The 22555-nt window shown below is 72.5% G+C and carries 16 protein-coding genes; 7 read left to right on the top strand and 9 right to left on the bottom strand.

The window, feature by feature from the left end; genetic code table 11:
* The first annotated feature begins 26 nt into the window (after positions 1 to 26).
* Positions 27 to 680 (top strand): histone deacetylase, encoded by a 654-nt coding sequence (locus K7G61_RS03690; RefSeq protein ID WP_225845196.1) that lies wholly within the window; start codon positions 27 to 29, stop codon positions 678 to 680.
* Here the strand turns inward: K7G61_RS03690 and K7G61_RS03685 are convergent.
* Positions 658 to 1542, bottom strand: coding sequence for an alkaline phosphatase family protein (locus K7G61_RS03685; protein ID WP_225845100.1), 885 nt, complete (start codon positions 1540 to 1542; stop codon positions 658 to 660). The genes K7G61_RS03690 and K7G61_RS03685 overlap by 23 nt on opposite strands.
* A 331-nt stretch (positions 1543 to 1873) precedes the next feature.
* Between K7G61_RS03685 and K7G61_RS03680 the strand changes: the two genes are divergently transcribed.
* Positions 1874 to 4945 (top strand): bifunctional [glutamine synthetase] adenylyltransferase/[glutamine synthetase]-adenylyl-L-tyrosine phosphorylase, encoded by a 3072-nt coding sequence (locus K7G61_RS03680; RefSeq protein ID WP_225845099.1) that lies wholly within the window; start codon positions 1874 to 1876, stop codon positions 4943 to 4945.
* 80 nt (positions 4946 to 5025) lie between these two features.
* Here K7G61_RS03680 and K7G61_RS03675 read toward each other — a convergent pair whose 3' ends face one another.
* The 7 genes from K7G61_RS03675 to K7G61_RS03645 all read right to left on the bottom strand — a co-directional run bounded on the left by K7G61_RS03675 (position 5026) and on the right by K7G61_RS03645 (position 13212).
* Positions 5026 to 5949, bottom strand: coding sequence for a phosphatase PAP2 family protein (locus K7G61_RS03675; RefSeq protein WP_225845098.1), 924 nt, complete (start codon positions 5947 to 5949; stop codon positions 5026 to 5028).
* A gap of 37 nt (positions 5950 to 5986) precedes the next feature.
* Entirely contained in the window at positions 5987 to 7081 is a 1095-nt protein-coding gene (locus tag K7G61_RS03670; RefSeq protein ID WP_225845097.1) for a LacI family DNA-binding transcriptional regulator, read from the bottom strand.
* Between the two features lie 34 nt (positions 7082 to 7115).
* Complete coding sequence (locus K7G61_RS03665) at positions 7116 to 8975, bottom strand: glycoside hydrolase family 13 protein (RefSeq protein ID WP_225845096.1); 1860 nt, start codon at positions 8973 to 8975, stop codon at positions 7116 to 7118.
* A 33-nt stretch (positions 8976 to 9008) separates the two neighbouring features.
* Positions 9009 to 9926 (bottom strand): sugar ABC transporter permease, encoded by a 918-nt coding sequence (locus K7G61_RS03660; RefSeq protein WP_225845095.1) that lies wholly within the window; start codon positions 9924 to 9926, stop codon positions 9009 to 9011.
* A gap of 9 nt (positions 9927 to 9935) precedes the next feature.
* The gene (locus K7G61_RS03655; RefSeq protein ID WP_374204039.1) at positions 9936 to 10925 is read right to left on the bottom strand and encodes a carbohydrate ABC transporter permease; all 990 of its coding nucleotides are present in this window, start codon (positions 10923 to 10925) and stop codon (positions 9936 to 9938) included.
* Between the two features lie 159 nt (positions 10926 to 11084).
* Positions 11085 to 12395, bottom strand: coding sequence for an extracellular solute-binding protein (locus K7G61_RS03650; protein WP_225845094.1), 1311 nt, complete (start codon positions 12393 to 12395; stop codon positions 11085 to 11087).
* 139 nt (positions 12396 to 12534) lie between these two features.
* Positions 12535 to 13212 carry a UTRA domain-containing protein gene (locus tag K7G61_RS03645; RefSeq protein ID WP_225845093.1) on the bottom strand — a complete coding sequence of 226 codons (678 nt, stop codon included), beginning with the start codon at positions 13210 to 13212 and terminating at the stop codon, positions 12535 to 12537.
* 28 nt (positions 13213 to 13240) lie between these two features.
* On the opposite strand from K7G61_RS03645, the gene K7G61_RS03640 reads away from it, so the two are divergent.
* Entirely contained in the window at positions 13241 to 13549 is a 309-nt protein-coding gene (locus K7G61_RS03640; protein ID WP_225845092.1) for an ATP-binding protein, read from the top strand.
* Between the two features lie 373 nt (positions 13550 to 13922).
* Entirely contained in the window at positions 13923 to 19412 is a 5490-nt protein-coding gene (gene pulA, locus K7G61_RS03635) for a pullulanase-type alpha-1,6-glucosidase (protein WP_374204038.1), read from the top strand.
* A 75-nt stretch (positions 19413 to 19487) separates the two neighbouring features.
* Here the strand turns inward: pulA and glnII are convergent, their stop codons facing one another.
* The gene (glnII, locus tag K7G61_RS03630) at positions 19488 to 20510 is read right to left on the bottom strand and encodes a glutamine synthetase (protein WP_225845091.1); all 1023 of its coding nucleotides are present in this window, start codon (positions 20508 to 20510) and stop codon (positions 19488 to 19490) included.
* Positions 20511 to 20735: 225 nt separating this feature from the next.
* Here glnII and K7G61_RS03625 point away from each other — a divergent pair, with 225 nt between their 5' ends.
* From K7G61_RS03625 to K7G61_RS03615, 3 genes are all read left to right on the top strand, one after another.
* Positions 20736 to 21149, top strand: a complete 414-nt coding sequence (locus K7G61_RS03625) for a 5-carboxymethyl-2-hydroxymuconate Delta-isomerase (protein WP_225845090.1) — start codon at positions 20736 to 20738, stop codon at positions 21147 to 21149.
* 7 nt (positions 21150 to 21156) lie between these two features.
* Positions 21157 to 22038 carry a Gfo/Idh/MocA family protein gene (locus K7G61_RS03620; RefSeq protein ID WP_225845089.1) on the top strand — a complete coding sequence of 294 codons (882 nt, stop codon included), beginning with the start codon at positions 21157 to 21159 and terminating at the stop codon, positions 22036 to 22038.
* 107 nt (positions 22039 to 22145) lie between these two features.
* A complete protein-coding gene (locus K7G61_RS03615; protein WP_225845088.1) occupies positions 22146 to 22511 on the top strand; it encodes a hypothetical protein in 366 nt (121 codons plus the stop codon).
* The last annotated feature ends 44 nt before the right edge of the window (positions 22512 to 22555 follow it).

Here is a 22555-nt window from a genome sequence, read left to right as displayed (position 1 = left end):
TCTGGTACGCCGCCTACGGGTCGAACATGCACGGCGCCCGCCTCGCCTGTTACCTGGCGGGCGGGCGGCCGGAGGGCGGTGCGCGGGTGTACGCCGGGTGCCGGGACGCCTCGCCGCCCGAGGGCACGGCGGCGGTGGAGCTGCCCGGCGCGGTCTACTTCGCCACGCACTCGCCCGTGTGGGGCGGCGGCCGGGCCTTCTACGACCCGCTCGCGCCCGGCACGGCGCCGGCCCGGGCGCACCTCGTCACGGCCGGGCAGTTCGCCGACCTCGCCGCCCAGGAGATGTACGGGACGCCCGGCGCCGACCTGGACCTCACCGAGGCGCTGGCCACCGGCCGCCAGGTGCTCGGCCCTGGGCGGTACGAGACGGTGGTGTGCCCCGGCCGCCTCGACGGCCACCCGCTGCTCACCCTGACCGCGCCCTGGCGGATGGCCGACGTGGCCGCCGCCGCGCCCTCCGTGGCGTATCTGCGCCACCTGGTGGCCGGCCTGCTGGAGGCCGGCCCCTGGGACCCGGCGGCCGTCGCCGGCCACCTCGCGCGCTGCCCGGGCGTCGCCGGGCGGTGGCCGGAGGGCGAGCTGCGGGCCATGGCGGAGGACGTCCGGCGGGGCGGCGATCAGGCCCCGCCGAAGCCCTCCCCGGCGGTCCGCGCCGTCAGCCGGCCCAGATCCCGCTGATGTCGGCCGAGGACGCGGCCTGGCCGGCGTGCGTCGAGGTGCCCGCCAGGTCCTCCAGCGTGCGCAGCACGTTGTAGTGGGTGTACTTGGTGCCGGTGGAACTGCCCGGGGTGACCGGCTGCCCGTACAGGACCGTGGCGATGTGGTTGGAGCTGCCCGAGTCGTCCTCGTCCCAGGTCACGACCAGCAGGCTGTTGTGGGTCTTCGCCCAGGTGGCGTAGGCGCCCAGGTTGTTCTGCAGCCACGTGTCGCCGGTCTTCACCGAGCAGTCGTGCATGTCGTCGCACAGGTTGGGGATGACGAAGCTCATCTTCGGCAGCGTGGAGAAGTCGGTCGGGAACTGCGCGAACGTCTTCGCGGTCGAGGTCGGCACGTTGCTGAAGCCGAACCACGGGTTGTGCTTGCGCGCGTACTCGCCGCTGGTGCACACGGTGGAGCCCTGGCTCGGCAGGCTCTCGTTGTAGCTGTCCCAGGTCCCGCCGGCCGCGAGCACCTCGGAGCCGAGGTTCGCCGCCGAGCTGAAGCCCGGCGTGACGCAGCCGTCGGTGGTGACGCCCTGGTTCGAGCCGGAGAACAGGTCGTAGTAGTTCGGCTGGCTCGGGTGGGTGATGGCGTAGCTCTGCGTCAGGTTGGCGCCGCCCGCCTTGAGGGTGTTGTTGATGTACGGGGCGCTGGAGCTGCCGATCACCTGGTTGTAGGCGTGGTTCTCCATGACCACCACGACGGTGTGGTCGGGGGTGGGCACGGCGCCGGCCGCTTGTGCCTGGCCGCCGAGGCCTGCCCAGACGCCGGCGGACGCGGCGGCGAGGCCGAGCGAGGAGACGAGCGCGGTACGGCGGTGGGTCGTGGTCCAGCCGAACACTTCTGACCTCCGGTGGGTGTGAGGAGCTGGCTCGGACGGTGTGCGCGCGGTGCCGCGTGCGGTGTCGCCACCCGCGGTGCCTTGCCGCATGCGGTGTGCATGCCAAACCGTAGAGTCGGCCGGCCTCGCCGGGCACCGTGCCCCGGTGAACGGCCGCCAAACGATTGGGTGCGGTGCGTGACCCGGCCGTCGCACGCAGTGGCCCGTCGGCGCGGTGCACGGGGGCCGCCGCTCCTTCGCGCCCCCCGTCCCCCCTTTGGCCCGCGGCGCACCCGGCGGTTAATCTCGGGTCAGCCGCCGGGACGGCGAACCGGAGCGGGACGGAGGGCCCATGACCTTGCCGCAGGGGCGCCGCAGCAGCACCTTCACCAGGCTGCTCCGGCACGGCTTCACGGACCCCGCGGCGGCCGAGGAACTGCTCGGCTCCCCGGTGCTGACGGGGGTGCGCGGCGACCCCGTCCTGCTGGACGCCCTGGGCGCGACCGCCGACCCCGACCAGGCGCTGCGCGCGCTCGTACGGCTCGTCGAGGAGCTGGAGGAGGCCGAGCGCCGCACCCTGCTCGACACGGTCACCACCGCGAAACCCCTGCGCGACCGGCTGCTGGGCGTCCTGGGGGCGTCCGAGGCGCTCGGCGACCACCTGGCCCGGCACCCGCGCGACTGGCACGCCCTCGTCACCTACGAATCGGACGATCTGCACCCCGGCGTCGAGGAGTTCGAGCGCGGGCTGCGCGACGCCCGCGACCCCGACGCGCTGCGGGCCGCCTACCGCAGGTGCCTGCTCGGGATAGCGGCCCGCGACGTGTGCGGCACCAGCGACCTGGTCCGCACCGCGGCGGAACTCGCCGACCTCGCCACGGCCACCCTGCGCGCCGCGCTGGCGATCGCGGCCGAGGAGCGGCCGCAGGACGCGCGGGCCTGCCGGCTGGCGGTCATCGGCATGGGCAAGTGCGGCGGCCGGGAGCTGAACTACGTCTCCGACGTCGACGTCATCTTCGTCGCCGAGGCGCCCGAGGCGCCCGAGGCAGGCGAGGTGGGCGAGGCGGGCAAGACGGGCGAGTACGGCGACGAGGGCGCGGCCCTGCAGGCCGCCACCCGCCTGGCCGCCCGCATGATGCGGATCTGCTCGGACTCCACCGCCGAGGGCACCATCTGGCTGGTGGACGCCAACCTGCGGCCCGAGGGGAAGAACGGCCCCCTGGTGCGCACCCTGGCCAGCCACCTCGCGTACTACAAGCGATGGGCCAAGACCTGGGAGTTCCAGGCCCTGGTCAAGGCGCGGCCGGTGGCGGGGGACGCCGCGCTCGGCGCCGAGTACATGGCCGCGATCCACCCCATGGTCTGGGAGGCCGCCGACCGGGAGCACTTCGTCGGCGACGTGCAGCAGATGCGCCGCAGGGTCGTGGAGAACATCCCCGCCGCCCAAGTGGACCGCGAGCTGAAGCTGGGGCCCGGCGGCCTGCGCGACGTGGAGTTCGCCGTCCAGCTGCTGCAACTCGTGCACGGCCGCACCGACTCCTCGCTGCGCAGCCCGACCACGCTGACCGCCCTCGCGGACCTGGCAGCCGGCGGGTACGTGGGCCGCGCCGACGCCGCCGCCCTGGACGACGCCTACCGCTTCCTGCGGCTGATGGAGCACCGCATCCAGCTGCACAAGCTGCGCCGCACCCACCTCGTCCCGCAGGACGAGGACGACCTGCGCCGGCTCGGCCGGGGCCTGGGCCTGCGCGCCGACCCGGTCGCCGACCTGAACCGGGACTGGCGCCGGCACGCCATGGAGGTGCGGCGGCTGCACGAGAAGCTCTTCTACCGGCCGCTGCTGGACGCCGTCGCCCAGCTCGGCGGCGACACCCGGCTGAGCACGGACGCCGCCAGGACCCGGCTGCAGGCCCTCGGCTACGGCGACCCGGCCGCCGCGATGCGCCACCTGGAGGCGCTGGCCAGCGGCGTCAGCCGCGCCGCGGCCATCCAGCGCACCCTGCTGCCGGTGCTGCTCGGCTGGTTCGCCGACTCCGCCGACCCCGACGCCGGGCTGCTGGGCTTCCGCAAGGTCTCGGAAGCGCTCGGCAAGACCCCCTGGTACCTGCGGCTGCTGCGCGACGAGGGCGCCGCGGCGCAGCGGCTCGCCCGGGTGCTGTCCTCCGGCCGGCTCGCCCCCGACCTGCTGATGCGCGCCCCCGAGGCGGTCGCGATGCTCGGCGCCCCGGGCGGCCTGGCCCCCCGCGACCAGGCCGCGCTGGAACAGGAGGTGCTGGCCGCCGTGGACCGCGCCGGGACCCCGGAACAGGCCATCGCCGCGGCACGGGGGGTACGGCGGCGCGAGCTGTTCCGTACCGCCGCCGGCGACCTCATCGACACCTTCGGCGACGACGCGGAGGGCACCTCCCGGGCCGAGGGCTCCGGCGGGGGCGGCCCGGTCGACCCCGGCGCCATCGCCGACCGGGTCGGCGCCGCGGTGTACGCGCTCACCGCCGCGACCCTGGCCGGCGCGCTGCGGGCCGCGGTCAACGCGGTGACCGGCGGCGACGCCCACCCGCTGCCCACCCGCTTCGCGGTCATCGGCATGGGCCGGCTCGGCGGCCGGGAGATGGCCTACGGCTCGGACGCCGACGTCATGTTCGTGCACGAGCCGCTGGAGGGCGCCGACCCCGAGGAGGCCGGCCGGGCCGCCCTCGCGGTGGCCAACGAGATGCGCCGCCTGCTGCAGATCCCCACCTCGGACCCGCCGCTGCTGGTGGACGCCGACCTGCGCCCGGAGGGCAAGAGCGGGCCGCTGGTGCGCACCCTGGCCTCGTACGAGGCGTACTACCGGCGCTGGTCGCTGGGATGGGAGAGCCAGGCGCTGCTGCGGGCCGAGCCCGTGGCCGGCGACCGGGGGCTGGGGGAGCGGTTCATCGCGCTGATCGACCCGCTGCGCTACCCGAGCGGGGGCCTGGGCGAGGACGAGGTGCGCGAGATCCGGCGGCTGAAGGCGCGCATGGAGTCCGAGCGGATCCCGCGCGGCGCCGACCGCACCATCCACGCCAAACTCGGCCGCGGCGGGCTGTCCGACATCGAGTGGACCGTCCAGGTGCTCCAGCTGCGGCACGCCGCCCGGCTGCCGTCGCTGCGCACCACCGGCACCCGCCCGGCGCTCGCCGCCGCCCGCGCCGAGGGGCTCGTCGACGCCGCGGACGCCCAGGTGCTGGACGAGGCGTGGGTGCTGGCCACCCGGGTGCGCAACGCCGTCATGCTGGTGCGCGGCCGGCCCGGCGACACCTTCCCCGGCGACAGCCGCGAACTGGCCGCCGTCGCCCGCTACCTCGGCCACGCCTCGGGCCACGTCGGCGACATGCTGGACGACTACCGCCGCCGCACCCGCCGGGCCCGCGCGGTGGTGGAGCGGATCCTGTACGAAGGCTGAGCCGGCCCCGGGCACAAGGGCCCGCCTCAAGGCTTACGGGCGGCCGGCTCACGGGCGGGCCGCACGGGCCCGCCGGCCGGTCACTTCTGCGGCAGCGACGCCGTGGCCGACTCGGCCGCCGGCGCGACCGGGAGCCGGTAGGCCCACCGTCCGTACGCGAGGTACGCCACCGTGTAGCCGACGGCCAGGCACAGCGCGCCCCCGATCGCGTCCATCCAGAAGTGGTTGGCGGTCGAGATGATGACCAGGAGCGTCGCCACCGGGTACAGGGCGCCCAGGATCCGCACCCACAGCGGTTTGGCCAGCGTGACGATGGTGATGCCGCACCACAGCGACCAGCCGATGTGCATCGACGGCATGGCCGCGTACTGGTTGGACACCTGCGACAGGCTGCCCTGGGACATCGAGCCCCAGGTGCGGTGCACCAGCACGGTGTCGATGAAGTGGCCGCCCGTCATCAGGCGCGGCGGCGCCAGCGGGAACGCCCAGAAGCCGACCAGGGCCAGCCAGGTGGTCACGAACAGCACCAGCCTGGCCGGACCGTACCGGCCGGGATGCTTCACGTACAGCCACACCAGCACCCCGATGGTCATGATGAAGTGCAAGGTGGCGTAGTAGTAGTTCATCCCCACGATCAGCCAGTCGACCTTGTTGATCGCGTGGTTGATCGAGCGCTCCACGTTCAGACCGAGGTGGCTCTCCAGGGACCAGACGTCCGCGGCGTGCCGCAGCGCCGTCCGCCGCTCCTCCGGCACCGCGTTGCGGATCAGCGAGTACACCCAGTAGCTCACGCCGATCAGCACGATCTCGAACCAGAGCTTGGGGTGGCGCGGGGTGCGGAAGCGGGTCAGCAGGACCCGCGGCCTGAGCAGCTCACGCCGTCCCCGCGGCCCGGCGGCGGTCGGCTGCCCGGTGCCCTCCCCGGCGCCGGCCCCCTCGGTACGGGCGGAGTGCGACCGGTTGGCCGAACGGCCCTTCATCGTGTCAGCGGTCGGGTCCCCCATAGGACACCAGTCTGCCAGAAGTACGCTGCCGTTTCGATCAGACCCCTGGCGTATCCGCCACGTCGCCGCTCCTCCCGGAGGAGGAGGCGGGCTGGGCGGGGAGCTTCGCGGCCGGCTCGGCGGGCGCCGCCGCCGTCGAGCCCCTGACCACCAGTTCCGGCAGGAACATGAACTCGCTGTGCGGCGCCGGCGTGCCCGCGATCTCCTCCAGCAGCGCGCGCACCGCGGCCTGGCTCATCGCGTCCACCGGCTGCCGGATCGTGGTCAGCGGCGGGTCGGTGAACGCGATCAGCGGGGAGTCGTCGAAGCCCACCACGGACACGTCGCCGGGCACCGACAGGCCGCGCTGGCGCGCCGACCTGATCGCGCCGAGCGCCATCATGTCCGAGGCGCAGACCACGGCCGTGCAGCCGGCCGCGATCAGCTCGCCGGCCGCCGCAAGACCACCCTCCAGGGTGAACAGCGAATGCCGGATCAGCGCCCGCGCCTCCTCCTCGGCCAGCCCGAGGATGTCGCCCATCGACGCGATGAACCCCTCGATCTTGCGCTGGACGGGGACGAAACGCTTCTGCCCGACCGCCAAACCGATTCTGCGGTGCCCGAGCGCGGCCAGATGGGTGACCGAGAGCCGGACCGCGGCGCAGTCGTCGGGTGAGACGAAGGGTGCGTCGATCTTCTCCGAGAAGCCGTTGATCAGGACGAACGGCACGCCCTGGCCGTGCAGCCTGGCGTACCGCTCGGTGTCGGCGGTGGAGTCGGCGTGCAGGCCGGAGACGAAGATGATCCCGGCCACCCCCCGCTCCACCAGCATCTCGACCAGCTCGTCCTCGGTGGAGCCGCCGGGCGTCTGGGTGGCCAGCACCGGTGTGTAGCCCTGCCGGGTCAGCGCCTGCCCGATGATCTGGGCGAAGGCCGGGAAGATCGGGTTCTGCAGTTCGGGGGTGATCAGACCGACCAGGCCGGCGCTGCGCTGGCGCAGCCGCACCGGCCGCTCGTACCCCAGGAGGTCGAGAGCGGCCAGCACGGATTCGCGGGTGGTCGCGGAAACCCCCGGCTTGCCGTTGAGGACCCGGCTGACGGTCGCCTCACTGACCCCCGCCTGTGCTGCGATGTCAGCGAGCCGCGCGGTCACAGCACCGGATGCTAGGGGACGGAAGGCCACCACGTCAGATCGCCCACCAAATTGCCGTGTCCCCGGCGATCGTGACGGTGGCGCCAGAACCGGACCCGACCGCCGCCGTACCGGCCCCGCCGCCGTCCGCGGAAGTGCCTGCGGAGGGGTTTGCGGACGTGCCCGCGGACGTGGCCGCGGAAGCCTCGGCGGCGGTGTCCGCCACCGCGTCCGGCGCGCTGCTCAGCAGCGGCCGTCCCGGCCTCGGCAGCGCCACCGGCTCCCCGGTGAGGTTGACCGTGCAGACGAAGCCCTCGCCGGCCGGGCCCTCGCGGCGGAAGACCAGCACGCCCTCGGGGGCGTCCAGCCACTCCACGGCGCGCCCCGCGCCCAGCGCCGGGTGCTCCCGGCGCACCGCCAGCGCCGAGCGGTACAGCTCAAGGGTGGAGTCCGGGTCGCCGGTCTGCGCCTCGACGCTCAGCTCCGCCCACTGCGCCGGCTGCGGCAGCCAGCTCGGGCCGCCGGGCACCGGCCCGAAGCCGTACGGCGGCTCGCTGCCCGACCAGGGGATCGGCACACGGCACCCGTCGCGGAAGCCGTCCTGCCCCGCCGCGCGGAAGAACGAGGGGTCCTGCCGCACCTCGTCGGGCAGGTCGGTCACGTCCGGCAGGCCCAGCTCCTCGCCCTGGTAGAGGTACGCCGAGCCGGGCAGCGCGAGCATCAGCAGCGTGGCCGCGCGGGCCCGCCGCAGCCCCAGCCGCCGGTCGCCCGGCACGCGCTGCTGCGTACCGAGCTCCGGCGGGTTGCCGAAGCGGGTGGCGTGCCGGGTCACGTCGTGGTTGGACAGCACCCAGGTGGCGGGGGCGCCCACCGCGCCCATGGCGGTCAGCGACGAGTCGATGACGCGGCGCAGCGCCGCCGCGTCCCACGCCGTGCCCAGGTACTCGAAGTTGAACGCCTGGTGCAGCTCGTCCGGGCGCAGGTAGAGCGCGGCCCGCTCGATGGTCGGCGTCCACGCCTCGGCCACCGCGATGCGCTCGGCCCCGTACTCGTCCAGGATCCGCCGCCAGCCGCGGTAGATCTCGTGCACGCCGTCCTGGTCGAAGTAGGGCATGGGCGCCGACCCCAGCAGCGAGAGCTGCTCGGCGTGCCCGATGTCGGGCAGTCCGTCGGCCTTCACCAGCCCGTGCGCCACGTCGATCCGGAACCCGTCCACGCCCAGGTCCAGCCAGAACCGCAGCACCGAGCGGAACTCCTCGTGCACCGCCGGGTGGTCCCAGTTGAAGTCCGGCTGCTCGGGGGCGAACAGGTGCAGGTACCACTCGCCCGGCGTGCCGTCGGGGTTCGTGGTCCTGGTCCACGCCGGGCCGCCGAAGATGGACTCCCAGTCGTTCGGCGGGAGTTCGCCGCGCACGCCCTTGCCGGGCCGGAAGTGGAACCGCCCGCGGAAGTCCGAGCCCGGGCCGCCGCGCAGCGCCTGCTTGAACCACTCGTGCTGGTCGGAGCAGTGATTGGGCACCACGTCCACGATCACCCGCAGGCCCAGCCCGTGCGCGGCCCGCACCAGGTCGTCGGCGTCCGTCAGGTTGCCGAACATCGGGTCGACCGCCCGGTAGTCGGCCACGTCGTAGCCCGCGTCGGCCTGCGGCGAGGCGTAGAACGGCGACAGCCACACCGCGTCCACCCCGAGGTCGCGCAGGTACGGCAGCCTGCCGGTGATGCCCGGCAGGTCGCCCATGCCGTCACCGTTCCCGTCGGCGAAACTGCGCGGGTACACCTGGTAGATGACCGCCTCGCGCCACCAGTCTCTGCGCTCGGCGTCGGCTGCGGCAGCGGCGTCGACGGCGGCGTCCGGGGCCGCGGCGGCGTCGGGAGCGACGGCGGAGCTGGGCGCGTCGGAGAGGTGCTGGCTCATGGATTCCCTTATGGGTGTGCGGAAGCGGGGTTGTCAGCCCTTGGTGCCGCCGGCCGTCAGGCCGGTCACCAGGTGCTTCTGGACGAGCAGGAAGACGACCGCGGCGGGCACGGCGATGAGGACGGAAGCGGCGGTCATCGCGCCCCAGTTGGCCCGCTCGCTGGAGGCGAAGGTGCCGATGCCGGCGGCCAGCGTGTAGTGGCGCTCGGACATGAACTGGCTGGAGTACGCGACCTCGCCCCACGCGGTCAGGAAGGTGTAGAACGCGGTGACCGCCAGGCCCGGCCGGGCGAGCGGCACCACCAGCCGCCAGAAGGTGCCGAACGGGGTCAGGCCGTCGACCCGGCCCGCCTCGTCGATCTCCTTGGGGATGGTGTCGAAGTACCCCTTGAGCATCCAGGCGCAGAACGGCACCGCGATGGTGCAGTACACCAGGATCAGCCCGACGTAGGTGTCGATCAGGTTCAGCCGGGCCAGCAGGTTGTACAGCGGCACCATCAGCACGGCGACCGGGAACATCTGGGTCAGCAGGAAGGTCCACATCAGCGACTTGTGGCCGGGGAAGCGCATCCTGGAGATCGCGTAGCCCGAACTCGCCGCGATCAGCACGCCCAGCACGGTGGTGGCCGCGGCCACGATCACCGAGTTGAGCATCCAGCGCGGGAAGTGGCTGTGCAGCAGTACGAACCGGTAGTTGGCGAGCCCGAGGTGGTGGGCCACCTCGCCGGGCTGCTGCCACGCGGTGTCCGGGCCGAGCGAGATGAAGACGATCCACAGCACCGGGAAGGCGGCGACCGCGCTGGCGCCGAGCAGCGCCGCGTGCAGGGCGATGGACGCGCCCGGGCTTCGTTCGCCCCGCCCCCGGTGGCGGCGGGGCCGGTCGGCGGTACGGGAGAGGCCGCGGGTGCGGGCGGGCGCGGCCGCGGAGCCGCGCTGAGTCGTGGCGCTCATCGAGGGCTCCTAGTCCTGCGTCTTCAACTGGCGGCGGTAGAACGTGGAGAAGGCCACCAGGATGAGAAGGATGACGATGCCGTAGCTGGCGGCGCCCGAGTAGTCGGACACCCCCGTGAAGGCCTTGCGGTAGGCGTAGGTCACCAGGATGTCCGTGTCACCCGTGGTGTTGTTGCCCAGCAGCAGGTAGATGATCGGGAACATGTTGAACGTCCACACCGTGGACAGCAGGATCACCGTGCTGGTCACCGGCCGCAGCCCGGGCAGGGTGACGTTGGCGAACCGCTGCAGCGGCGAGGCCCCGTCCATCTCGGCGGCCTCGTACAGCTCGCCCGGGATGGCCTGCAGACCGCCCAGGTTGGCGACCATCATGAACGGCACACCGCACCAGACGTTCACGATGATCACGGCGATCTTCTGGGCGAACGGCGTGCCCAGCCAGTCCTGGGCCGGCAGCCCGGCCTTGGTGATGATGTCGTTGAACACGCCGTACTGCGAGTTGAACATCAGCCGCCAGGCGAACACGCCGATGAACGCCGGGACCGCCCACGGCAGGATCAGCGCCAGCCGGTAGAACAACCGCCCCCGCACCGGCCGGTTGAGCAGCATCGCCATCGCGAGACCGAGGGAGTACGTGATGGCCACGCAGCTCACGGTCCAGATCGCCGTCCACTCCAGCCGCGGGTAGAAGTCGCCGTCCTTGCCGGAGAGGATCTGCCAGTAGTTGTGCAGGCCGACGAAGTGGTACGTGGCGCCGACGTGGAAGGCGCCGATGTTCTTGGCGACGTTCGCCTCATTGGCGTTGGTGAACGACAGGTAGACGCCGTACCCGAGCGGGTAGAGCACCAGGACGGCGATCACGATGACGACCGGGGCCACCATCGCCCAGGCGTACCAGTACTTGTCCCATGACCGCCGGATCGACGGCAGCGGGCCCCGCCGGGCGCGCGGCGGGCGGGCCGGCTCCCGTACGGGTTCTTCCATGGTGGCGGTGGTCATCGCTCCTCGGCTCTTCTCGGGTTCTTCTCGGCGGCTTCTCGGCGGCTCTCGGGGTCGTCCGCGGGGCTGACCGGACCGGCCGGCCGGGCGCGTGGGCCCCCGCCCGTATCAGGCGGCACGGGGGCTCCGGCCGGCCGGCCCGGAACTGTGCGGTCGCGGCTACTGGACGGTGTAGCCCGGCAGCAGCTTGCCGAACTCCTTGGCGGCGGCGTCGAGGCCGGCCTGGACCGAGGTCTGGCCCTGGAGGATCTTGATGTACTCCTGCTGCAGCGGCGTGAACAGGCTGCCCACCTGCGGCAGCGCCACCCGCGGCCGGGCGGTGTCCATGATCGGCTTGAAGCCGGCGATCTTCGGGTCCTTGAGCACCTCGGGGGTGTAGGCCGAGGCGCGGGTCGGCAGGGTGCCGTTCTTCAGGGCGATCTGCTGCTGGCTGCTGGAGGAGGTCATGAACTGCGTGAACAGGTAGGCGGCGTCGAGGTTCTTCGAGCCTTGGTAGACCGCCAGGTCGTGGCCGCCGGTCGGGGCGAGCGCCTTGCCGCTGGAGCCGGCCGGCACCGGGGCGTACCCGAGGTTGGACTCCTTGCCCTTGAACGCCGAGCCGGTCAGGTCGTCGCTCACCGACCACGGGCCCTGGACCAGCATCGCGACCTTGCCGGTCTTGAACGAGGTCTGCATGTTGTCGTACGCGCTGGCGAAGTCCACCTTCAGCGAGGAGGTGTCGTAGATCTTCTTCGCCTCGGTGACCGCCTTGACGGCCTCGGGCGAGTTGATCGTCACCTTCTTCGCCGCCGGGTCGGCGAGGTCCGCCCCCTCCCCGAACAGCAGCGGGAACAGGAAGTACGAGTCGGGGTTGACGTAGGTGCCCGCGACGCCCGGCACCTTCTGCTTGATGGTCGCCGAGTCCGCGATCAGCTCGTCCCAGGTGGCCGGCGGCTTGGTGATCCCGGCCTTGGCGAAGATGTCCTTGTTGTAGAGCAGGCCGAGGGTGTCGGTCACCGACGGCACGCCGTACGTCTTGCCGTCGTACTTCGTGGTGTTCATCGGCCCGGGCAGGAAGTCCTGGGTCTCGCTCATGGCGGCCGTGCCGTCCAGCGGGGCGATGTAGTGCAGCGAGGCGTACTCCGGGATCAGACCGACGTCGGTGCGGATCACGTCCGGCGCGCCCTTGCCGCTCTGCGCCGCCGCCTTGAACTTCTGCTCCACCGTGGTGAAGTCCACGTTCTGGTAGTTGACCTTGATCTTGGGGTACTTCGCCTCGAAGTCCTTGATGAGGGCCTGGTACTCCGGGGCCTCGTTCTTGGCGTCGGAGGTGTCCCAGTACGTGATCGTGCCGGCGACCGAGGCGGGGTCCTTCGCGCTGCCTCCACCGTCGCTCTTGTCGCCGCTGCCACTGCCACTGCCACCGCCGCAAGCGGTGACCCCGAGAACGATGGCCGCGGCCATAGCCACGGCGGATATGCCGCGTCGCATACCTGTACTCCTTGCTGAGGGAAGTGCCCGTCGACCCTGATCGGTTCGCCCCGATCCAGCTCCATCGGCTCGGGCTGGGCAGGACCGTAACAGCGATGCAATGTCTTGCGAAAGAGGTTGCAAGGGACTTTCTGCGCGGTCACCGAGATGTGACGTTCCCGTTTCCACGGGGCGCCGAGGCCCCCCGAACCCCCGCGAACCACCCGCTACCGGACACCTGCGGGCGGGGCTCCGCCCCATCGACCCCTGCAATTCCTTGCACCACCCCGGCATCCACGGGCTCCCCCCGGGAACACCCAGGGGGCACCCCCGCACGGGGGCGCCCCCTGGGTTCGCGATCGGGGCCGGGCCGGTCGCAGGGCTCAGCGCATCTCCGGAGAGAGGCGCCGAGGGTGTATTCGTAGCCGACGACGAGTCGGTAGGGGAGGCACCACTCTCCGTACTCGATGACTCCCTGATCGTCCCAGAGTCGATGGGCGCCGGCGAGAATCGGTGAGCCGGTACGCAGGCCGAGGAAGTTCGCCTCCCGGGCATCGGCCTCCCGCCCGTGCATGTCGTCGCGGCCGTTCCTGGGCCTGCGCCCGGTGGCCGCCTGGAGCCGGAGGAGCAGGCCCGAACCCTTGCTGGGGGCGGTGGACAGCAACTCGGGGACCAGGCCCGCGAAGTGCCCCGGATACCAGGTGACCGCCAACAGGAGCCGCTGGTTGCCGCGTCCGGTGTGCCACTGGCGGCGGACGACGGGCAGGCCGTCGTCGAGGTCGAAGATCTCCTGAACGTACCTCGGCGGCTGGATCAGATCGGCCGCCGTGACGGTCATCGTCTCGCCTTGGGCGAGAACGGTGCCCGTGCGCAGGACCCCCGCGACCGTCTCCGAGCTGGTGACCAACGCGATCGCCCACGCACACCCGCCGTACGGCCGCCTGATCGCCACACGCCTGGAGCGACTGGAGCGCGGGGTGCGGATCGAGGTGCACGACGCCGATGCCGGCAGGAGACCGGAACGCCAAGAGGTGTGCGCGACCTCCGAGTCGGGGCGTGGTCTGGCCCTGGTCGACATCCTGACGCGCGGGAATTGGGGGGTCGGCGACCGGAAAGGGCCCGGGAAGATCGTCTGGGCCGTATGCGCCGAGGACCCGCACGACGCACGCGCGTGAGGCTCACCGGGCAGCCCCGAGCATCCCGCGCGGCGGGCGCTCATGAGCCGCGCGATCTCGTCGGCGTCTTGACGGGCCGTGAGGCGGTGGCGAAAGGGAGCGGTGCGCGCGGGTCCGCCGGCGAGGCCCAGGGGTGGGGCCGTCTCAACTGCCGGGCCCGCTCATCGGGTTCGGCGGGACGGTTGGGCGGCCGGCGTGGAAATCCTTGCAAGGTCTTGCTGCAAGGCTGCCCGCGGGGATACCTTCCCGGACGACCCCGGCGCCGAGGCCGGGGGAGCACCCGGCTTCAGGCGCGTGAGGGCGGGCGCGGAGGTGTCCCTTTACCGTTCCCCCGTTGTCGCGAGGGGGCGGACAGCCGCAAGGAGAACCGCCCGTGGCCCTGCAGTTCAGGCTGCCCGTACGCAGAGGACGACCGGAGCGCGCGACGCGCCGGTCCAGGATCGCCGGGGGGACGGCGCTCGCCGCGCTCGCCGCGCTCGCCGCGCTCATCGTGCCCGTCGCCGCCGCGCGGGCCGGCGCCGCGCAGCCCCCCGCGCCCCCGTCGGACAAGGCGCTCGCCGCCCAGCCGGCGCGGCACGACGACACCCGCGAGCAGTTCTACTTCCTGCTGCCGGATCGTTTCGCCAACGCCGACACCGGCAACGACCGCGGCGGACTGGCCGGCGACCGGCTCACCACCGGCTACGACCCCACCGACAAGGGCTTCTACCAGGGCGGCGACCTCAAGGGCCTCACACAGAGGCTGGACTACATCAAGGGCCTGGGCACCACCGCCATCTGGCTGGCGCCGATCTTCAAGAACCAGCCCGTGCAGGGCACGGGCACGAACGCGTCGGCCGGCTACCACGGCTACTGGATCACCGACTTCACCCGGGTCGACCCGCACTTCGGCACCAACGACGACCTCAGGACGCTGATCGGCGCCGCCCACGCCAAAGGCATGAAGGTCTTCTTCGACGTCGTCACCAACCACACCGCCGACGTCGTCAAGTACCGGCCCGCAACGTACGACTACCTTTCCAAGGGCGCCTTCCCGTACCTCGCCGCGGACGGCACGCCCTTCGACGACAGCGACTACGCCGACGGCTCCAAGCCGTTCCCGAAGGTCACCGCGGCCTCCTTCCCGCGCACCCCGACGGTCCCCGCGGACAGGACCGGCCTCAAGGTCCCGGCCTGGCTCAACGACCCGACGATGTACCACAACCGCGGCGACTCCACTTTCGCCGGCGAGAGCGCCGGTCAGGGCGACTTCTCCGGGCTCGACGACCTGTGGACCGAGCGTCCCGAGGTCGTCAAGGGCATGGAGCGGATCTACGAGACCTGGGTGCGGGACTACGCCGTCGACGGCTTCCGGATCGACACCGTCAAGAACGTCGACATGCCGTTCTGGACCCAGTGGGCCACCGCCCTCGACCGGTACGCCGCCCGGCACGGCCGCAAGAACTTCTTCATGTTCGGCGAGACCTACTCCGCCGACCCGGCGGTCACCTCCCCGTACGTCACGCAGGGGCGGCTGGACGCCACGCTCGACTTCCCGTTCCAGGACGCGGCCCGCGGCTACGCCTCGCAGGGCGCCCCGCCCTCGAAACTGGCGGACGTCTACGCCCAGGACTACCGCTACACCACCGGCAAGGCCAACGCCTACGAGCAGGTCACCTTCCTCGGCAACCACGACATGGGCCGCATCGGCTCCTTCCTGAAGCAGGACAACCCGGGCGCGAGCGACGCCGAACTGCTCAAGCGGGACGAACTCGCCAACGCGCTGATGTTCCTCGGCCGCGGCAACCCCGTGGTCTACTACGGCGACGAGCAGGGCTTCACCGGCGCCGGCGGCGACAAGGACGCCCGCCAGACCATGTTCGCCTCCAAGGTCCCCGACTACCTCGCCGACGACGAGATCGGCACGGACCGCACGGCCGCGAGCGACTCCTACGACCCCACGCACCCCCTCTACCGCGCCATCGCCGCCCTGTCCCGCCTCACCAAGGACAACCCGGCGCTGCGCGACGGCGTCCAGACCGAGCGCTACGCCGAACCCGGCACAGGCCCGGGCGTGTACGCGTACTCGCGCACCGACACCCGCACCGGCGGCGACTACCTGGTGGCCGTCAACAACGCCACCACGGCCCGCACCGTCACCGTGCCCACCGGCAACACCCAGGGCGCCGTCTACCAGGGCATCTACGGGGCGGACGGCGACGTGACCACCACCGGCGACCAGGCCGGGGTGACCCTGTCCGTACCCGCGCTGAGCGCAGTGGTCTACCGCGCCGCGCGCCCCCTGCCCCGGCCGGCCGCCGGTCCCGCCCTCACCCTGACCGCGCCCGCCCAGGGAGCCACCGGCACCGTCGAGGTGAGCGCGGACGTCACGGGCGGCGGCCCGGACCGCGTGGTGTTCGCCGCCCAGGTCGGCGACGCCAAGTGGCAGGTCCTCGGATCGGCGGACCACGCCCCGTACAAGGTCACCCAGATCCTTGACGCCAGGATTCCGGCCGGGACCCCCGTACGCTACAAGGCGGTCGTCGTGGACGCGGCCGGCCGGACCGCCGACGCCATGGCGCGGACCACCACCGGCACCCCGCCGGTGACCGCACCGCCGACCGCCGTCAGCCGCGACTACGCGATCGTGCACTACCGGCGCACCGACGGGAACTACGCGGACTGGGGGCTGTACGCCTGGGGCGACATCGCCGACGGCGAGGCCACCACCTGGCCGGCCGGCCACCCCTTCATCGGGCGCGACGCCTACGGCGCCTTCGCGTACGTCAAGCTCAAACCGGGCGCGAGCAACGTCGGCTTCCTCGTCGTCGACAAGAACGGCGTGAAGGACACCGACGCCGACCGCTCCATCGACCTCGCCGCCACCGGCGAGGTGTGGGTCGAGCAGGGCAGCCCGGACGTCGCCACCAGCCCGCCGGCCGGCGCGTACCCGCCGCAGGACACGACCAAGGCGGTCATCCACTACCACCGGGCCGATCACACATACTCCGGCTGGGGCCTGCACGTGTGGACCGGAGCGGCGAACCCGACCGACTGGTTCAGCCCGCTGATGCCGACCCGTACCGACTCCTACGGGGCCGTGTTCGAGGTGCCGCTGGCCGCCGGGGCGACCTCGCTCAGCTACATCATCCACAAGGGCGACACCAAGGACCTGCCCGACGACCAGTCGCTGGACTTCCGCTCCTCCGGCCACGAGGTGTGGCTGCTGGGCGGGGCCGAGAAGCACCTCCTGCCCCAGCCGCAGGGGTCGGCGGCCGACCTTGACCTGACGAAGTCGCAGGCGCAGTGGATCGACCGCTACACGGTGGCCTGGCCCCCGTCCCTTTCCGGGGCCTCACTGCCGTCCGCCTCGCAGCAGTTGGTGTACGCGGCCGACGGCGGCCTCACCGTCAAGGACGGCGCGCTGTCCGGCGCGGGCCGCTGGTTGCGCCTGGAGCAGGTGCCCGGCGGTCTCACCGACGCCCAACTCGCCAGGTTCCCGCAGCTCAAGGGCTACACGGCCGCCACCGTGGACCCGCGTGACCGGGGCCGGATCACCGACGCCCTGCGCGGCCAGGTCGTCGCCACCCAGCGGGCCGCCAACGGGGCCCTGCTGGTGGCGACCGGCGTGCAGACCCAGGGTGTGCTCGACGACGTCTACGCCGATGCCGCGCGGCACACCGCGCTCGGCCCGGTGTTCGGGGCGGGCGGCAGGCCCACCCTGTCGGTGTGGGCGCCGACCGCCCACAGCGTCGCCCTGGACATCGCCGGCAGGACCGTCCCCATGCGCCGCGACGACGTCAGCGGGGTGTGGTCGGTGACCGGGCCCAGGTCCTGGACCGGGAAGCCGTACCTGTACGAGGTGACCGTGTGGGCGCCCAGCGTGCAAAAGCTCGTCGTGAACAAGGTGACCGACCCGTACTCCGTCGCGCTCACCGCCGACTCCGCCCGCAGCCTGCTGGTGGACCTCGACGACCCGAGGCTCGCGCCGAAGGGGTGGGCGACGCAGCGGAAACCGGCCGCCGTGCCGATGAGCCGGGCCCAGATCCAGGAGCTGCACATCCGGGACTTCTCGGTCGCCGACCCGACCGTGCCGGCCGCCGACCGCGGCAAGTACACGGCCTTCACGGACACCGCCTCCGCGGGCATGACCCACCTGCGTGCCCTCGCCAAGGCCGGCATCACCCACGTCCACCTGCTGCCCGCCTTCGACTTCTCCTCCGTCCCCGAGAAGAGCGCCGAGCAGCGGAGCCCCGGGTGCGACCTGGCCTCGTACGCCCCCGACAGCGACCAGCAGCAGGCGTGCGTGGCCGGGACGGCCGCCAAGGACGCCTACAACTGGGGCTACGACCCGTACCACTTCACCGTGCCGGAGGGGTCGTACGCGAAGGACCCGGACGGCACCGGCCGGACCGTGGAGTTCCGGCGGATGGTGCAGGGGCTCAACGACGCCGGGCTGCGGGTGGTGATGGACGTGGTCTACAACCACACCTCCGCCGCCGGGCAGGCCGACACCTCGGTGCTGGACAAGATCGTGCCCGGCTACTACCAGCGGCTGATGCCGGACGGCTCGGTGGCCAACTCCACCTGCTGCGCGAACACCGCGCCCGAGAACACCATGATGGGCAAGCTGGTGGTGGACTCGATCGTCACCTGGGCCAAGGAGTACAAGGTCGACGGATTCAGGTTCGACCTCATGGGCCACCACCCCAAGGCCGGCATCCTGGCCGTCCGCAAGGCGCTGGACGCGCTGACCGTGGCCAAGGACGGCGTGGACGGCAAGAACGTCATCCTGTACGGGGAGGGCTGGAACTTCGGCGAGGTCGCCGACAACGCCCGCTTCGTCCAGGCCACCCAGGCCAACATGGCCGGCACCGGCATCGCCACCTTCTCCGACCGGGCCCGTGACGCGGTACGCGGCGGCAGCCCCTTCGACGCCGACCCCGGCGTGCAGGGCTTCGCCTCGGGCCTCTACACCGACCCCAACTCGTCCAACGCCAACGGGAGCCCGGCCGAGCAGAAGGCGCGGCTGCTGCACTACCAGGACCTGATCGAGGTCGGCCTGACCGGCGACCTCAAGGGCTTCACCTTCACCGACTCGGCCGGCAAGGAGGTCAGCGGCGCGCAGGTCGACTACAACGGCTCACCGGCCGGCTACGCGGACGCGCCCGGCGACGCGCTCGCCTACGTGGACGCGCACGACAACGAGTCGCTGTACGACGCCCTCGCCTACAAGCTGCCGGCCGGCACCCCGGCCGCCGACCGGGCCCGTACGCAGGTCCTCGCCGAGGCCGTCAGCGCGCTGTCCCAGGGCCCGGCGCTCTACCAGGCCGGCTCGGACCTGCTGCGCTCGAAGTCGCTGGACCGCAACTCCTTCGACTCCGGTGACTGGTTCAACGCGATCCACTGGAACTGCGCGGACGGGAACGGCTTCGGGCACGGCCTGCCGCCGGCCCCCGACAACCAGAGCACGTGGGTGTACGCCAAGCCGCTGCTCACCGACCCCGGCCTCACGCCGGGCTGCGCGCAGATCCAGGGGGCTTCGGCCGCGTACCAGGACCTGCTGCGCATCCGCACCGCCGAGCCGGACTTCCACCTCACCACGGCGGCGCGGGTGCAGGGCCGGCTGTCGTTCCCGCTGTCGGGGACGGAGGAGACCCCGGGGGTGATCACCATGCGGCTGGGCCGGCTGGTGGTGGTGTTCAACGCCACGCCGCGGCGCCAGGACCAGCGGGTCGCCGCCCTCGCGGGCACGCCCTACCGGCTGCACCCGGTCCAGGCCGCGGGCGCCGACGGGGTCGTGAAGACCTCCACGTACGACACGGCGACCGGGACGTTCGGCGTGCCGGCGCGGACGGTCGCGGTGTTCACCACCGCGGGCTGACCCCGCGCGAGCGACGGGAAGGCGCCCGGCGGCAGTCCGCCGGGCGCCCTCCCGTACCGGTTCGCGGTGCCGCGCTCAGACCAGGCCGGCCTTCTCCAGCGCGCTCGCGCAGGTGTCCACGATCAGGCGGGTGACCACGTACGGGTCGACGTTCGCGTTCGGGCGACGGTCCTCGATGTAGCCCTTCCGGTCCACCTCGACCTGCCACGGGATGCGGACCGAGGCGCCGCGGTCGGAGACGCCGTAGCTGTACTTGTTCCAGGGCGCGGTCTCGTGCGCGCCCGTCAGGCGGGACTCGACGCCGGCCCCGTAGTTCCTGATGTGCTCCAGCGGCTTGTCGTCGCGGCCGAGCGCCTCGGCGGCCTCGATGATTGCCTTGTAGTCCTCGCGCATCGCCTTGGTGGAGAAGTTGGTGTGCGCGCCCGCGCCGTTCCAGTCGCCCTTGACCGGCTTGGGGTCGAGGGTGGCGGAGACGCCGAACTCCTCGGCGGTGCGGTACAGCAGCCAGCGGGCCACCCAGAGCTGGTCGGCGACCTCAAGCGGCGACAGCGGGCCGACCTGGAACTCCCACTGGCCCGGCATGACCTCGGCGTTGATGCCGGAGATGGACAGGCCCGCGGCCAGGCAGTTGTCGAGGTGCTTCTCGACGACCTCGCGGCCGAAGATCTCGTCGGCGCCCACCCCGCAGTAGTAGCCGCCCTGCGGGGCGGGGAAGCCGCCCTCGGGGAAGCCCAGCGGGCGCGCGCCCTTGAAGAAGGTGTACTCCTGCTCGATGCCGAACAGCGACTCCTGCGCCGCGTACCGCTCGGCGACCTCGCGCAGCGCGGCGCGGGTGTTGGACTCGTGCGGGGTGCCGTCGATGTCCAGCACCTCGCACAGCACGAGGAGGTTGTCGCCGCCGCGGATCGGGTCGGGGTAGGAGGCGACCGGCTTCAGGACCCGGTCGGAGGCGTGGCCCTCGGCCTGGCTGGTGCTGGACCCGTCGAAGCCCCAGACCGGCAGGTCCGCGCCGCCGCCGGTGATGATCTTCGTCTTGGAGCGCAGCTTGGCGGTCGGCTTGGTGCCGTCTATCCAGATGTACTCGGCCTTGTAGGTCACGGTGACGCCATCCTTCATTGCGCGGAAACGTGGGGTCGCGGGTGCCGGCCGAGCAGCGCTGATCGGGCCGATCGCAGGGTCGCAAGCGACGATTTCCCGACCATTGCCCTTGTGTTAACCCAATGTGAACGAGGCCTCGTGACCAGCGACTACGCCACAGGAGCCCCGGCCGTACCGTACGGAACCGGCGTGCCGCCGCCGCGGTCACGGCACTAGGCTGCGGGCATGCCGCACATCACCGTAAGGTTCAGCGACGGGATCAACTCGATCAACTCGATCAACCCGGCCGACTCGGGCGAGGGCCGGCCGCTCCTGGAACTGGCCGCGCAGCTCCAGGACGCCGTCGTCACGATCGCCGACGGGCGCCTGGAGGGGTGCAGGGTCCACTTCCCTTCGGGCGAGGGCTCCGCGTGGGTCATCGCCGGCGAGGAGGAGGGCGCGAAGCAGGCCGTCCACGTGGAGATCGCGATCAAGGCGGGCCGCACCGACGAGGTCAAGGCCCGGCTGAGCCAGGCGGCGCTGGACGTGCTGCGCACGTATCTGCCGCCCGCCGCGGACTACGAGACGTACCTGTCGGTGGAGGTGCGCGAGATCGACCCGGTCGGCTACGTCAGCCACGTAGAGCCGCGGAAGGACTGAGGCGGCCATGCGGTTCGGGCTCCTCGGCACCGGCCCGTGGGCGTGGCGCACGCACGGCCCGGCGCTCGCCGCGCACCCCGGCGTGGACTTCGCCGGGGTGTGGGGCCGCAGGCCCGAGGTGGCCGGCCGGCTCGCGACCGAGTTCGGCACGCGGGCGTACGAGGACGCCGACGCGCTCATCGCCGACGTCGACGCGGTGGCGATCGCGCTGCCGCCGTACTTCCAGGCCCGGTTCGCGCTGCGCGCGGCGAAGGCGGGGCGGCACCTGCTGCTGGACAAGCCGCTGGCGGACAGCGTCGCCGACGCCCGCGCGGTGGCCGACGCCGTGGCCGCCGCCCAGGTCGCGTCCGTCGTCTTCTTCACCCTGCGCTTCGACCCGGGCACGGCCGCCTGGATCGAGCGGCAGGCGGCGGCCGGTGACTGGTTCACCGGCCGGGCCGACTGGTACAGCGCGGTGTTCAGCGCGGACGCCAGCCCGTACGCCGACTCGCCGTGGCGCCGGGAGAAGGGCGGCCTGTGGGACGTGGGCCCGCACGCGCTGTCGGTGCTGCTGCCGGTGCTGGGCGACGCCGTCGAGGTGCACGCGGCGGCCGGTCCCGGCGACCTGGTCCACCTGACGCTGCGCCATGACAGCGGCGCGTCGAGCACGGCCGCCCTGACCCTCCAGGCGCCACCGGCGGCCGCCGGGGTGAGCGTCGAATTCCGCGGCGCGCACGGCAGGGTGGAGTTCCCCGGCAACCTCAGCGGACAGGTGCCGCAGGCCCTGGGCCGCGCGGTGGACGCCCTCATCGCGGGCGGTCCGCACCCGTGCGACGCCCGCTTCGGGCTGCGGGTGACCGAGATCCTGGCGGCCGCCGAGGCGGCGCTCGGCCCGGGGCCGCGTACCTGACGCGGCGCCAGGCGCGGGCCGAGACGGACAAGGTCATGAAAAAACGATCATTCCGTACCGGGTCCGAACCCCTTCCGGCCCCCTTGCCGCATGTCTATCGTCGAGATATGCAGGCTGCTGACTGGTGGTCGATCGAGATTCTGGACGCCGAGCACGCGCACACCTCGGCCACGGCATGGCGGGACGCCCACGCGCAGGCTCTCGCCGAGTCGCTGGTCACCAACGGGGCGGCGTCCTGGAAGTGGTTCGAGCACAGCTGGGGTGTGGTGCTCGAAGTGGCGTTCCACGAGGAGCGCGCCTGGCTCGCCTGGCGGGACCTGCCCGGCACCCGGGCGGCCCTCGACGCGGTGCCCGACCCGGTGAACGGGCTGCTGGTCCACCGCGGGCACGGCGGCGCGTCCGGCAGTTACGTCCCGCGGGAGCCGAGGATCGCCCCGGCCGCCGACCGGGTGGAGCTGCCGGAACCGGTGTAGTCGGCGCCCCCCGGCCGCCCCCCGGCCCGCCCCGGCCGCCTTCC

Origin of the sequence: Streptomyces sp. HPF1205, from assembly GCF_020400825.1 — a bacterium.
In the GTDB taxonomy this organism is placed as follows: Bacteria; Actinomycetota; Actinomycetes; order Streptomycetales; family Streptomycetaceae; genus Actinacidiphila.
This window is presented reverse-complemented; position numbering and strand designations above follow the sequence as displayed.